14 protein-coding genes are annotated in these 13,032 nt (G+C 42.2%); 9 read left to right on the top strand and 5 right to left on the bottom strand.

The genetic code is table 11. The features are described 5' to 3' along the window. Nucleotides 1-165 precede the first annotated feature (165 nt). A complete protein-coding gene (locus tag NWP25_RS06860; RefSeq protein ID WP_280649409.1) occupies nucleotides 166-1,032 on the top strand; it encodes a branched-chain amino acid ABC transporter permease in 867 nt (288 codons plus the stop codon). 21 nt (nucleotides 1,033-1,053) lie between these two features. On the opposite strand, the gene psaX is transcribed toward NWP25_RS06860, so the two are convergent. The 4 genes from psaX to NWP25_RS06880 form a co-directional block, all read right to left on the bottom strand. Next, nucleotides 1,054-1,188 carry a photosystem I protein PsaX gene (psaX, locus tag NWP25_RS06865; protein ID WP_239726898.1) on the bottom strand — a complete coding sequence of 45 codons (135 nt, stop codon included), beginning with the start codon at nucleotides 1,186-1,188 and terminating at the stop codon, nucleotides 1,054-1,056. A gap of 131 nt (nucleotides 1,189-1,319) precedes the next feature. Beyond that, nucleotides 1,320-2,225, bottom strand: coding sequence for a lipoyl synthase (gene lipA / locus NWP25_RS06870; RefSeq protein WP_280699079.1), 906 nt, complete (start codon nucleotides 2,223-2,225; stop codon nucleotides 1,320-1,322). A gap of 116 nt (nucleotides 2,226-2,341) precedes the next feature. Beyond that, the gene (locus tag NWP25_RS06875; RefSeq protein WP_280649410.1) at nucleotides 2,342-3,574 is read right to left on the bottom strand and encodes a CBS domain-containing protein; all 1,233 of its coding nucleotides are present in this window, start codon (nucleotides 3,572-3,574) and stop codon (nucleotides 2,342-2,344) included. Nucleotides 3,575-3,860: 286 nt separating this feature from the next. After that, nucleotides 3,861-4,202 carry a recombinase family protein gene (locus NWP25_RS06880; protein WP_280649411.1) on the bottom strand — a complete coding sequence of 114 codons (342 nt, stop codon included), beginning with the start codon at nucleotides 4,200-4,202 and terminating at the stop codon, nucleotides 3,861-3,863. Nucleotides 4,203-4,433: 231 nt separating this feature from the next. On the opposite strand from NWP25_RS06880, the gene NWP25_RS06885 reads away from it, so the two are divergent. The 5 genes from NWP25_RS06885 to NWP25_RS06905 all read left to right on the top strand — a co-directional run bounded on the left by NWP25_RS06885 (nucleotide 4,434) and on the right by NWP25_RS06905 (nucleotide 7,101). Continuing rightward, nucleotides 4,434-5,075: an adenylate kinase gene (locus tag NWP25_RS06885; protein ID WP_313959064.1), complete on the top strand. Its 642-nt coding sequence runs from the start codon at nucleotides 4,434-4,436 to the stop codon at nucleotides 5,073-5,075. Nucleotides 5,076-5,315: 240 nt separating this feature from the next. Beyond that, nucleotides 5,316-5,636: a thioredoxin gene (gene trxA, locus NWP25_RS06890; RefSeq protein WP_280699062.1), complete on the top strand. Its 321-nt coding sequence runs from the start codon at nucleotides 5,316-5,318 to the stop codon at nucleotides 5,634-5,636. Between the two features lie 22 nt (nucleotides 5,637-5,658). Beyond that, a complete protein-coding gene (locus NWP25_RS18515) occupies nucleotides 5,659-5,973 on the top strand; it encodes a hypothetical protein (protein ID WP_313959065.1) in 315 nt (104 codons plus the stop codon). 33 nt (nucleotides 5,974-6,006) lie between these two features. Next, nucleotides 6,007-6,462, top strand: coding sequence for a CBS domain-containing protein (locus NWP25_RS06900; protein WP_280699064.1), 456 nt, complete (start codon nucleotides 6,007-6,009; stop codon nucleotides 6,460-6,462). A gap of 87 nt (nucleotides 6,463-6,549) precedes the next feature. Continuing rightward, entirely contained in the window at nucleotides 6,550-7,101 is a 552-nt protein-coding gene (locus tag NWP25_RS06905) for a CBS domain-containing protein (protein WP_280649414.1), read from the top strand. 160 nt (nucleotides 7,102-7,261) lie between these two features. Here NWP25_RS06905 and NWP25_RS06910 read toward each other — a convergent pair whose 3' ends face one another. Beyond that, complete coding sequence (locus tag NWP25_RS06910) at nucleotides 7,262-8,824, bottom strand: NAD(P)H-quinone oxidoreductase subunit N (protein ID WP_280649415.1); 1,563 nt, start codon at nucleotides 8,822-8,824, stop codon at nucleotides 7,262-7,264. Between the two features lie 437 nt (nucleotides 8,825-9,261). On the opposite strand from NWP25_RS06910, the gene topA reads away from it, so the two are divergent. From topA to aroQ, 3 genes are all read left to right on the top strand, one after another. Next, nucleotides 9,262-11,943 (top strand): type I DNA topoisomerase, encoded by a 2,682-nt coding sequence (topA, locus tag NWP25_RS06915; RefSeq protein ID WP_280649416.1) that lies wholly within the window; start codon nucleotides 9,262-9,264, stop codon nucleotides 11,941-11,943. A 268-nt stretch (nucleotides 11,944-12,211) separates the two neighbouring features. Beyond that, nucleotides 12,212-12,349, top strand: a complete 138-nt coding sequence (locus NWP25_RS06920) for a hypothetical protein (protein ID WP_194002251.1) — start codon at nucleotides 12,212-12,214, stop codon at nucleotides 12,347-12,349. A gap of 14 nt (nucleotides 12,350-12,363) precedes the next feature. Further along, nucleotides 12,364-12,840 carry a type II 3-dehydroquinate dehydratase gene (gene aroQ, locus NWP25_RS06925; protein WP_280656944.1) on the top strand — a complete coding sequence of 159 codons (477 nt, stop codon included), beginning with the start codon at nucleotides 12,364-12,366 and terminating at the stop codon, nucleotides 12,838-12,840. The last annotated feature ends 192 nt before the right edge of the window (nucleotides 12,841-13,032 follow it).

Raw genomic sequence — 13,032 nt, forward strand, 5'->3', positions numbered from 1 at the left:
CAACTTTGGCGAGGCACAAAAAAGAGAACAAGATTTTATGTATATTAACTTACTATTGCCTTTTGTTTACAATTGATAACTTATAGTTTTGATAACTAGTAAAAAGCATGATTATCTGAAATCAACCTCCAGGTATTTTCAGGAGTAACTATTGAGATCAAACTAATGGATACACAAATTGCCCAACTCATTATCAATGGCATTGCTGTAGGAAGCATTATTGCTTTAGCAGCGGTGGGACTTACACTTACCTACGGTATTTTACGCTTATCTAATTTTGCTCACGGGGACTTTCTCACTTTAGGAGCGTACTTGACTTTGTTAGTAAATGCCGCTGGCATCAATATTTGGCTATCCATGATTTTGGCAGCAACGGGAACAGTAGCAGCAATGCTGCTTTCAGAACAACTATTGTGGTCAAGAATGCGTTCTATTCGTGCCACTTCCACCACGCTGATTATTATCTCTATTGGACTGGCTTTATTCTTACGCAATGGCATTATTTTTCTCTGGGGAGGCCAGAACAAAAATTATCAATTACCCGTGACCACTGCTTTGAATATTTTTGGTCTTAGGATACCGCAAAATCAATTGTTGGTATTGGGGTTAGCCGTGCTAGCAATTTTGGGGCTGCACTATCTCCTGCAAAATACCAAAATTGGTAAAGCAATGCGAGCCGTTGCAGATGATTTAGATTTAGCTAGAGTTTCTGGTATTAATGTAGAACAAGTCATCCTTTGGACTTGGATCATTGCTGGTACATTCACCTCCTTAGGTGGGAGTATGTATGGATTGATTACAGCTGTCCGCCCGAATATGGGTTGGTTTTTGATTTTACCCTTATTCGCTTCAGTCATTTTAGGAGGTATTGGTAATCCCTACGGAGCCATCGCTGGGGCTTTAATTATTGGTGTAGCCCAAGAACTCAGCACCCTCTGGATAGGTTCACAGTACAAACAAGGTATAGCGTTGTTGATGATGATTTTGGTGCTGCTCATTCGCCCCAAAGGTTTATTTAAAGGTACGATTTGAACAGCACCACTCCACTTCTAATTATTCAATAATGTGGAAATAATAAGCTGCAACCAAAAAGTTAACAGCTAATAACAGCAATGCCCAACCAGCACGAAAAGTGTATGGGGGTTTAGCTCCTGTTGCTGGAACCGGTGAATTTTGAACTTTAGCCATTACTTGTTCTCCTTCTTGCTTGACTTTCTCAGAAATACCAAACAGCTGTACCAAAAACCCAAATTCTTTAGAAATATTTGTGTCTTTGGGACTTTTAACTGGGGATTGAGGACTAGACTTGTCCCCACCCCTCATCCCCCCTCACCCGCATGGTAAGAACTACGCACTAAAGGTCCGGAGCGGACGTGGTTGAATCCCATTTCCCATGCTACGCCCGCCAAGGCATCAAATTCTTCTGGTGTCCAGTATTTTTGCACAGGTAAATGTTCTAAAGAAGGACGCATATACTGGCCAATGGTCAGGCGATCGCATCCCACAGCCCTTAAATCCGCCATCGTTTCGATGACTTCCTCCTTGGTTTCACCGTGTCCCAGCATTACACCTGATTTAGTAGGAATACTCGAATCAATTTCTTTAACTGTGGCCAGCACTCCCAAAGAGCGCTCATACTTTGCCCCTCGACGTACAGGGCCTGTTAACCGCCGCACTGTCTCCACATTGTGATTAAAACAAGCTGGCTTGGCTTTCACAATTGTGGCTATCCTTTGCCGTTGACCTGATTCCCCAACACCGATACCACCCCAAAAATCTGGGGTCAGCACTTCAATTTGCGTATCTGGATTTAATCGGCGAATAGTATCCATAGTCTCAACAAAATGCCCCGCTCCCTGATCTGGTAAATCATCACGAGCCACCGAAGTCAGCACCACATACCTCAATTCCAAAAGCTGCACTGCTTCTGCTACTTTTCTTGGTTCCTCTGAGTCAACAGGCATTGGTGCATGACCTTTATCTACTTGACAAAAAGCACAAGAACGTGTACAGACTGGACCTAATAGTAAGAAAGTTGCGGTTTTTTGTGCATAGCACTCGCCTCGGTTGGGGCATCGTCCTTCTTCACAAATTGTATGAATTTGGCGTTGCTTAATAATACGTTGTACAGTGGAAAGCTCACTAGCTTTGCCAATGGAACGACGTAACCAGCTAGGCATTGCCGTAATTTCTGACTTGATTTGGGCTGGTTGTAGCGAAGTCATAGACATCCAAGCAATATCTAAAAGTAGTTTGGGGCGAATTTCCTATGCACTAAAGCAAGGTTCCATCCCTAGGTATCACCATGACACAAATTTGCGAAAATATAAGCAATAGTTTTTTATTGAATACCACTATTATTTGATTTTTGGCAAAACTTATTGGTATCTAAAGAACCAAGCCCATGGCGAATTTTTTGGATGTCTGTTGTTGCTAAACTTAAATACATTTGTTGCAATTCTGGGGACAAATCAGGGTTTTTCATCAAATGTTCTATCCTGCTTTCAACACTGGAAAGCAACTTATCTAAATTTTCGTCAGGAATTATGTATTGTTTCTCTACTTGTTTTGAATATGGCTGTACAAATAATTCTGTAGAGTTAGTTTCCTCCCTGGGATGTTGCTCTTTCTTAGCTTCTAATTCAGCTACAGTTCGTTGCAAAGTTTCTATAACTCCATACATTTCTAGCGGGTCAAATATCCGTAACAAGCTGGTTTGAGTGACGATACCTAACTTTGCTCCCCAATCCCAGGATACAACTAATCGCTGTACTCGCCGCCGTTGCATTTCTTGATGGGCAGACCATAGAGAATCTTCCGGACTAAGCAAAAATAAAGGTGTACTCATCACTGTTTTTGCATCAATTTGAGCCAAATTAAGTCCTAATGACTGAAATTGTACTATATCTCGTTCTGTAACAATCCCCACAGGCTTAATAGCATGCAGAACATCATTCCAGGAATCAATTTTGGTTATCACTATGCAACTAACTTGATGAGTTGCCATCATCTGCGCCAAGCTGAGAACAGAAGTTGTTGGTGATGCATGAATCACCTGAGTAGTCATGACCTCTGATACCCGTCGCATTTTTAGCAAATTTGTGGGGCGTAAAACTTGCCTAATACTTTCTGGAGAGACAATTCCCACCACTTGCTTGTCTTGATTGACTATCACCAAATGGCGAATTCGATACCGCCTAAACAAAAACAGTGCCGCAAAGATATCCCGAAATGCACTTTCTGATAGCGTAATCACTGGATGCGCCATCACATCAGTTATTTTCACACTGGCAAAATCTTTAGCCACCGCCGTCAATCTGACAATATCTCGCTCTGTGAAAATGCCCAGTAATTCTGTTCCCTCCATGACTAAAACACAACTGGAGCGTGTCCCTTGCATCGAATCAGACGTAATTGTTGAATCGAAATTAGGTAATAAACAACAATTACCTCGCGTTTGACTCATTAAATTCACAACATCAATTAGGGCGGTATCAGGGGAAACAACCAATGGCTGCCTATCTATAGCATCTTCTAAACAGGGAACGCCAATCTGTGGGTCATCAATTTGCATATTTCACAATACTTTAGGGCTTTTGAACTGAGTATTTATGGATAGATAATGAAATTAATATGAAGTTTTGTAAATTTCTTCGCAAAATATACATTTATGTTTGCAAAACTTAGCTATAATACGAGGGATGTAAAAGATAAATAGGCTGAAAAGCTTATTCATCAATAGAATAAACCTTGAAGAGGTAAATATGGGTTACAATTTAAACTGATCCAATAGGAAGTTCTGAAGTCCCTTGAAACAGAAGAGAAGATATTTTTGGTGTTTGGATCTAAATGGAACCAATTCAATCTTCATCCATACCGGAAATTCTTTGCATTTTGCCATAAAGCCTGTCTAGAACTCTTTTAACCGATACAGGTTGCCATTGGCGTCCTCGCTTGGTTGTATATCCTTGTTGATTTAGCCAGGTAGCAATTTGTGGCAGTGATTTTCCTGACTTGTGATGGCGGCGAATTAATTCGATAATCTCTTGTTCCGCAGGATTATCTACTAATTCACCAGCAACCGATTGTTGACCAAAAGCAGGTGAACCATAGCCTGCATATCCACCACCGGCTGCTTTAGCTCTCCGGGCTTGGTCTAGCTTTTTCCACAGGTAATGGTCTTTTGATTTTTCAGATGTCATTGTTTCCACAATTCAATTACCTCTGTCAACATCATATCTCAACTAACGGTCACTGCCAGTTAATGAGTGAGATGGTTGAAGCCTTTAAAAGCGTCTTTTTATCTCTGCATTTAGCTGGTAAGTTTTCAGCTATTGGTTTCAACAACAAGGAAACTACACATCTATTGCACAGAGCTATGTTCTTAGTTGTTTATTTCATCTCATTTTCAGTTCGTGATAGGGGGTGTTGGAATGCGATTGATTTTGCTGGGAGTACCAGGTACTGGTAAGGGTACCCAAGCAGCTATACTGTCGAAACAATGGCAAATCCCGCATATTTCCACTGGTGAAATATTACGTCAGGCCATCGCTGACAAAACTTCTTTAGGCTTGAAGGCAAAGGCGTATGTAGAGAAAGGTGATTTGGTTCCAGACCATTTAATCTTTCATATCATCCGCCACCGCTTGAGTCATTCATCTGCCCAACGAGGTTGGATATTAGATGGATTTCCTAGTAATTTATCCCAAGCAAGGTTTCTGGATGAATTATTAGAAACTTTACGGCATTCTTACAACCGAGTTTTCAGTTTTTATGTCCCAATTGATGTTTTGGTACAGAGGTTGCAACAACGGGGTCGTTCAGATGATAATCCTGAATTCATTTGTAGGCGACTAGAAGTTTATCAAGAACAAACCGCTCCCTTAATTCAGCATTATCGTCGCCAAGGTTGTCTAACTGTGATTAATGGCGATCGCTCAGTTGAAATAGTGAGTCAATTTTTACAAGCTTCTTTTTCTGAGTCTAGTTTGCTGCCTAACCAAACAACCTTAAGTGTTGGGAAAAAACTCATCACCCCCAGGAAAACAAATTCTATCTGCATGACGCAAAAATAAAGGAAAAAGCAGGACTATTTTATGCGTAAGAGGAAAACAATAAGAAGACTGAAAGTTTTATTTCATCATGGTTACAACTCTTTGTCAACAGATAACTTCACTCATTGCCATTGCACCTTATCTTTTACTATTTCGGCTTTCATAATTAGCAATCAATCATTTTAATTTCCCAGAGCAACCTATTGCTACTTATAAAGTTAGATAACAAATAATGGTATCAAAATTCAAAAAGGAGTTCTTATGACCACTGTTGAATATATCCAAGAACACGAATTTAAGTCGTTTTTAAGTCAGAATAACCTGGTTGTAGTAGATTTCACCGCCACTTGGTGTGGACCTTGTAAGATGGTTAGTCCTTTAATGGATAAACTAGCTGAAGAATTCAAAGATCGCGCCAAAGTAGTCAAATTAGACTTAGATCAGAACCAAAGTGTTGCTAAAAGTTTAGGCATCCGCAGTATCCCTACAGTTATTTTTTTTAAAAATGGTGAACCATTAGAAAAAATTGTTGGGGTAGTTGCTTATGAAAAATTCAGCACAGCTCTAACCAACATACTTTAACCATTCTTGAGGAAATTGCTCTATGCAGAGAGCGCAGATAATACGATGTCCTAATTGCGGTGGTCAAGCACAACGTCAGTTTTTAACTGATAGACAACTAGCTGACAGACATTGTTTAGTTAATCAAATTATCCGTACAGAGTGTCGATTTTGTGACTATCTCATGGTGATGCGCTGTCTGGATGGAAGTGTAATTGAAGCCTATGCACCTGGTATAAAAAGCAGTTTTAGACCATCAACTACATCTGATACTAATCACGAGCAAATGTTGGTGATTAGTAAATCGACTTCCTTAAGATCTAATTCGAGACATTTACCTAATCCAAGCAAAATCTGACAAATTCACACTCATTTCTCTAGGAGTTTAACTATGATGAAAGCAGAAGAAATTATGACCACAAAAGTGGTAACAATTCGTGGTTCAGCAACAGTGACGGAAGCGTTAACACTGATGAAAGAAAATAAACTTCACTCTCTAGTTGTGGAACCACGCACAGAAAATGACCCCTATGGCATCATAAGTGAAACTGATATTGTTTACAACATTGCCGCCTATGGCAAAGACCCTAAACAAGTGCGAGTTTACGAAATTATGACTAAGCCTTGTATTGTGGTTAATCCTGAGTTAGGTGTCGAGTATGTAGCTCGCTTGTTTGCTAGTACAGGTATTCGTCGCGCTCCCGTAATTAAAGGTAAATTGTTAGGAATTATATCAATTACCGATATTCTCAGAAAAAGTGACTTTGTTGAAAATCCAAAAAGCAATTTTGCCATGTATTGTGAAGAATTCCCTGACGCTCCAGAAGCAAGAATCTACGAGGATTAAATCTCAGAATTCATTGTTTTTTTCCATAGTCCACTAATTACCCAACAACATTGTTCAATTCAACTATTCAAAGGAATTTCTAACCATATGATGAAAGCTGAAGACATAATGACCACGGAAGTGATTAAAATTTCTGGTTCAGCAACAGTGGCAGAAGCAGTGGATTTGATGAAATATAAAGGATTACGTTCTCTAGTTGTGGAACCTCGTACAGAAAACGATCCCTATGGCATAATCAGCGAAACTGATATTGTGTATAAAGTTGCTGCTTACGGTAAAGACCCTAAACAAGTGCGAGTTTACGAAATTATGACTAAGCCTTGTATTGTGGTCAATCCTGAGTTAGGTGTCGAGTATGTAGCTCGGTTATTTGCTAATACGCGTATTCGTCGCGCTCCCGTAATTAAAGGTAAATTGTTAGGAATCATATCAATTACCGATATCCTCAGAAAAAGTGATTTGTTTGAAAAGCCAAAACGCATCTTTATTGAGGATGAAATAGAAGTGGCAAGGGAAGAAGCTCGAAGAATTTGTGCACTTAAAGGTGATTCCTCTCCTGAATGTGCAACGGCTTGGGATATTGTAGAAGAACTGCTGGCAGTAGCATCTGACCAACGATTGGTGAAGGAATCACTCTAAATCCCAGGCATCAATGCAAGTGTGAAAGTATGTCACACAAATTCTCACGAAATCAAAATTTTTTACCTGTTCCTTGTTACCTGATATACATACCTGAGACGGTAGGGGTGCAATCAGTTGCACCCCTACAACTTCAGCGATGAATTAACAAAAGTATAATCTACAAATCTTCTGGTTGCTGTGTGGAAATTGCACTTATTTGAGTTGTCTCAACAGTTATTGCTTGTAGCATTGGGGTATGAGAGACAGAATTGTTAGCCAGTGTAAATAGGGGATTGGACAAAATCCCTGCAATAGAAGTGGCAATTAACGTTACTATCAATCCCACTTGTAAAGGTCTAAATCCAGGCAAATTCCACCGGACTTCTGGATAATTCCGCACCACCTCAGACATTTCTTGGGGTTCTTTGACTACCATCATTTTGACTACGCGAATGTAGTAGTAGATGGAGACTACACTGGTAACTAAGCCCAGCAAAACTAACCAATAAAGTCCAGCTTGCCAACCAGCCCAGAACAAGTAAATTTTCCCAAAAAAACCAGCTAATGGCGGAATTCCACCCAAGGAAAGTAGGGAGATACTCAAGCCTAAGGTTAAGAGTGGGTCTTTTTGATACAAGCCAGAGTATTCGGCAATTTGGTCGGTTCCTGTGCGTATGGAGAACAAAATGATACAAGTAAAGCCGCACAGGTTCATGAATAGGTAGACCAATAGGTAAAATACCATACTGGCATATCCTGCTTCAGTACCCGCAATCATGCCAATCATCACAAACCCAGCTTGAGCAATGGATGAATAAGCCAGCATCCGTTTCATACTGGTTTGTGCTAGGGCGACTACGTTACCCAACACCATACTGAGAACTGCAAGGGCAGTAAAAACAAATTTCCATTCGTTAGCAACAAGAGGGAAAACTGTTGTCAGTAAGCGAATGGCTAAAGCAAACCCAGCCGCTTTGGAACCGACGGATAGAAAGGCGATTACTGGGGTGGGAGCGCCTTCGTAAACATCTGGAGTCCACTGGTGAAACGGAGCAGCAGAAATTTTGAAGCCGATACCTGCAATCACGAAAATGAGCGCAATTACCAAACCTAAGGATTGACCAACATTAGCTGTGGCAATACCATCAGCGATCGCGCCTAACTCGGTTTGTCCACCCGATAAACCATACAGCAGCGAAACACCGTATAAAAATATTGCCGTACTGGAAGCTCCAATCAACAGGTATTTGAGTGCAGCTTCATTAGAGCGGGGGTCACGCTTGGTATAACCTGTGAGTAAGTAAGAGGAGATACTAAGAGTTTCTAGTGAGATAAAAATCATCACCAACTCACTAGCACCTGACAGAAACATCCCTCCTACAGTTGCAGTTAGCAAAATAGCGATGAATTCTGCTAAAGGAGTACCACTCTGCTCAATGTAGCGAATTGACATCAAGATAGTTACAGCAGCAGACAAGGCCACAATGCCGCGAAAGACAATACTGAGGTCATCACCAACAAAGCTACCAGTAAAGGAGATGGGATTAGTCGCGTCCCATTGAAGATAGAGGGCGACAACCGCAGCCATTAAACCTGCGATGGCCAGATATCCAATCCACCGTGAAGATGTACGTCCCAAAATCAAATCAACAATCAAAACCCCCAAGAGGGTGACAATTACAATACCCTCTGGCAAAATCGTTCCAGCATTCAACTGGGATGTAAGATTAGCAAAATCCATGAGATATATAGGTTTTGACCATTAGACATTAAGGCTAGCTGAGTTTATTCTATCTATTCCCAGAGCCTCTCGTAACCTAACCAATTCACATTTTCACTCCCCAAAGCCCCAATCTCAAGATTTTAAAAACCCAATGTCAGTAGCTTTGCCCATGAATACCGCCTTGTCAAGATTATGGGTATTGTGGAAACTGTATTCGCCAATTGTGCCTCAGATAAGTTAAAGATGGAAATAACTGTCTATTGACTCTCAAAGGTTACTTCTGCCATTCTCAACAGCAGCACAGTATATGAAGTTAAGAGAATTTTACCCCTTTTGGGCAGTTTGTGTAAGGATAAAGTCACAGCCCTAAGCGTGACGTTTTATTTTGACATTTCACCGAAATTAACTCAACTCCATTTTTTAGCTTCAAAGCTACTCTTCTTCTTGAAATTTCCATGTCAACTCTCGTCATCGTCGAATCTCCGACCAAAGCTCGTACCATTCGCAACTACCTGCCAAAAGACTATCGGGTAGAAGCGTCCATGGGTCATGTACGTGACCTACCTCAATCGGCTAGTGAAATTCCCGTCTCCGTAAAAGCGGAACCCTGGGCCCAGCTGGGGGTAAATGTAGACGCAGACTTTGAACCGGTGTATGTTGTCCCCAAAGACAAAAAGAAAGTTGTTACCCAGCTTAAAGATGCCCTCAAAGAAGCAGATGAATTGATTCTGGCAACTGACGAAGACCGGGAAGGTGAAAGCATTAGTTGGCATTTGTACCAGTTGCTGAAGCCAAAAGTTCCCACCAAGCGGATGGTATTTCACGAAATCACCCAAGAGGCTATTAAAAAAGCTTTGACAAACTGCCGCAACATTGATGAGCAGTTAGTTCGCGCCCAAGAAACAAGGCGAATTTTGGATCGCTTAGTTGGCTATACCCTCTCTCCCCTGCTGTGGAGAAAAATCGCCTGGGGATTATCTGCTGGACGAGTGCAATCTGTAGCTGTGCGACTTTTAGTCAAAAAGGAACGCCAACGTCGCGCTTTCCATCAAGGTAGGTACTGGGATTTAAAAGCTAGCTTGATGCAAGAAAAAACTTTCTTTACAGCCCAATTAACCACACTCGCAGGAACAAAAATAGCCACTGGTAGCGACTTCGATGCAGCCACCGGACAAATAGCCCCAGGTCGCAATGTCTTGTTGCTCAACGAAGACCAAGCTCTAGCTCTCCAGGAACGCCTGACCGGAAAAACCTGGAGCGTCAACAGCATTGATGAACGCCCCGTAACCCGTAAACCCGCGCCACCGTTTACTACTTCGACACTGCAACAAGAATCCAACCGCAAACTGCGTCTCTCAGCCAGAGACACCATGCGAATTGCCCAGAATTTGTATGAGCAAGGGTATATTACCTATATGCGGACAGATTCAGTGCATTTATCTGATCAGGCAATCACCGCTGCTCGTAGCTGTGTAGAAAAACTTTACGGTAAAAACTACCTCAGTCCCCAACCGCGCCAATACACCACCAAATCCAAAGGCGCACAAGAAGCCCACGAAGCTATTCGTCCCGCTGGTAGCACTTTCCGTACCCCCCAAGAAACTGGTTTAAGCGGTCGGGAGCTTGCTGTTTATGAATTGATTTGGAAACGTACCGTCGCCAGTCAAATGGCTGACTCTCGTCAAACCCAAATCACCGTTCAATTGCAAGTTGAAGACGCTGGGTTTCGTTCTTCTGGTAAACGCATTGATTTTCCCGGATTCTTGCGGGCTTACGTGGAAGGTTCCGATGATCCAGATGCGGCTTTAGAAGATCAGGAAGTAATTTTGCCCTCTCTAAAAGTTGGGGATCATCCAGATTGTACCGACCTAGAAGCCATTGGTCACGAAACCCAACCACCAGCTAGATATACTGAAGCTACCCTGGTGAAAACCTTAGAAAGTGAAGGTATTGGTCGCCCTAGTACTTATGCCAGTATTATCGGCACGATCATCGACAAGGATTACGCTCAATTGGTTAGCAACGCCTTGATTCCTACCTTCACCGCCTTCGCCGTCACCAATCTCCTAGAAAACCATTTCCCGGATGTTGTAGACCCCAGTTTCACCTCCAAGATGGAACAAACCCTAGATGACATCGCCACAGGCGAAGCTAATTGGTTGCCCTACTTACGGGAGTTTTATCTCGGAGACAAAGGTTTAGAAACTTTAGTTAAAGAACAAGAAGGTAAAATCGATACCACTCAAGCCAGAACCGTATTAACCGTATTACTGAAAAATTTAGAGGCCAAAGTCCGAATTGGCAAATATGGCCCCTACATCGAAGTTGATAATCATGGCACTGTGGTTACTGCTTCAATTCCCAAAGACCTCACACCATCTGACCTTGACCCTAAACAGGTAGAATTACTGCTGCGGCAAAAAACAGTGGGACCTGACCAATTAGGTCGGCATCCAGAAACTGGCGAACCCATTTATGTCAAAATTGGCGCTTATGGCCCATACGTACAGTTAGGTGATAAAACCGAAGAAAATCCCAAACCAAAACAAACTTCTCTACCCAGAGGTGTCACTCCAGAAAATGTCACCTTGGAGATGGCTGTGGGTCTTTTGACGTTACCCCGGGTTCTGGGACTCCATCCGGTTACAAGTAAAAAAATTCAAGCCGGTTTAGGGCGTTTTGGTCCTTACATCGTTCACGACCAGGGGAAGGAAGGAAAAGATTATCGCTCCCTCAAAGCTGGTGATGATGTGTTGACAGTTTCCCTGGAACGAGCATTGGAGTTATTATCCGAACCAAAAAAGGGACGCGGAACCAGCCGCAGCAATTCCAAGACCGCTTTGCGCGAATTGGGTATGCACCCCCAAGAAGGTACGCCGGTAAATATTTATGATGGCCCCTATGGACCCTATATTAAGCACGGCAAAATTAACGTCGGTATCCCAGAAGGTCAATCCCCAGAAGATGTAACGCTATCTACAGCCCTAGAATTGTTAGCAACTAAAGCATCCACCAAAAAATCTCCTCGCCAGACCAGTAAATCCACAACTTCTCGTGAGCGAGCTTCGACCCAGGGATCCAAGTCAACTGCTAAATCTTCTCGCGCCAGCGCTAAAAAAAATCATGCAGAAGGTTAGCTAAGTCAAGAATCAAAAGTCCATAGTTGTTGTTAAACTTGCTAACTATGGACTGTTGGCTCTTGAACAACATACGCCATTTTCTATGTTTGTAATGTGATATTCTAAGAGGTAGGGAGAATTACAACAGCAAATTTCACAACTAGCTCACTCCCAAAATGGGTCAGTTTATATCTACCCGTTCTCAAGCCAGAGGTGCAAAACTACGCGGGTTTTGCGTAGCTGTTTGTCAAAATATTGAGGTAGTATCTCAGGAGCAGTCAGTTCAATGGACTATATAGATAAAGTGCTAGAAAAGCTGAAGGCATTGGCACGGAAGCTCATTGAAGGCTTATTAGGGCCAGAATGCGAGCCGGAACCGGAACTAATTCCGATTCCTGTACATGAACGATCACGTCGTCGTTAACCAGTCTAAAGAAATTGAACTCGTCTTCACTAACTATCAGCATTTTAGTCCTGCACGGGCCAAACTTAAACTTACTGGGACAGCGAGAACCAGGAATTTACGGTTCCCTGAGCTTGCCTGAAATTAATCGCTTGTTACAAGAAGAAGCTGTAAAGTTTCAGGCCATGGTTACCCCCGTGCAGTCAAATCATGAAGGGGTTTTAGTAGATACTATTCATGGGGCTTTAGGAAAACATCAGGGAATTTTAATTAATGCCGGGGCCTACACCCATACGAGTGTAGCTTTGCGAGATGCCATCCTCGGTGTTAACCTCCCTACGGTAGAAGTACATCTGAGCAATATTTATCGCCGGGAAGACTTCCGTCACCATTCTTTCATTGCGGCCGTAGCTATCGGGCAAATCAGTGGTTTTGGTGTGCAAAGTTATTTGCTAGGCTTACAGGCTCTAGTACACTATTTAAGAATTGACACTACCCTGCCTAAAGCCTAGGGGATTATACATTCACCGTCAAAACTTACTCAACCAGGCTTGGGCTAGGGAAATTAGAGGCTTCAACTCCTATAAGGTTAATATGCCTGACGGCGGGCTACGGGAAGGGGAATGCCCTCCCTGTTTCTTGCTAGATTGAGAATATTTACTGCTGCATTCACATCTCTTTTTTGATTCTTCACTTTTTCTTTG

This window comes from Umezakia ovalisporum Ak1311, from assembly GCF_029891685.1.
GTDB classification, from domain to species: domain Bacteria; phylum Cyanobacteriota; class Cyanobacteriia; order Cyanobacteriales; family Nostocaceae; genus Umezakia; species Umezakia ovalisporum.

Coding starts and splice junctions, on each gene's coding strand:
- NWP25_RS06920 (WP_194002251.1), top strand. CDS start 12,212: ATGGACTATATAGATAAAGTGCTAGAAAAGCTGAAGGCATTGGCACGG.
- NWP25_RS06885 (WP_313959064.1), top strand. CDS start 4,434: ATGCGATTGATTTTGCTGGGAGTACCAGGTACTGGTAAGGGTACCCAA.
- NWP25_RS06900 (WP_280699064.1), top strand. CDS start 6,007: ATGATGAAAGCAGAAGAAATTATGACCACAAAAGTGGTAACAATTCGT.
- NWP25_RS06875 (WP_280649410.1), bottom strand. CDS start 3,574: ATGCAAATTGATGACCCACAGATTGGCGTTCCCTGTTTAGAAGATGCT.
- NWP25_RS06910 (WP_280649415.1), bottom strand. CDS start 8,824: ATGGATTTTGCTAATCTTACATCCCAGTTGAATGCTGGAACGATTTTG.
- NWP25_RS06905 (WP_280649414.1), top strand. CDS start 6,550: ATGATGAAAGCTGAAGACATAATGACCACGGAAGTGATTAAAATTTCT.
- NWP25_RS06860 (WP_280649409.1), top strand. CDS start 166: ATGGATACACAAATTGCCCAACTCATTATCAATGGCATTGCTGTAGGA.
- topA (WP_280649416.1), top strand. CDS start 9,262: ATGTCAACTCTCGTCATCGTCGAATCTCCGACCAAAGCTCGTACCATT.
- NWP25_RS06880 (WP_280649411.1), bottom strand. CDS start 4,202: ATGACATCTGAAAAATCAAAAGACCATTACCTGTGGAAAAAGCTAGAC.
- lipA (WP_280699079.1), bottom strand. CDS start 2,225: ATGACTTCGCTACAACCAGCCCAAATCAAGTCAGAAATTACGGCAATG.
- psaX (WP_239726898.1), bottom strand. CDS start 1,188: ATGGCTAAAGTTCAAAATTCACCGGTTCCAGCAACAGGAGCTAAACCC.
- trxA (WP_280699062.1), top strand. CDS start 5,316: ATGACCACTGTTGAATATATCCAAGAACACGAATTTAAGTCGTTTTTA.
- NWP25_RS18515 (WP_313959065.1), top strand. CDS start 5,659: ATGCAGAGAGCGCAGATAATACGATGTCCTAATTGCGGTGGTCAAGCA.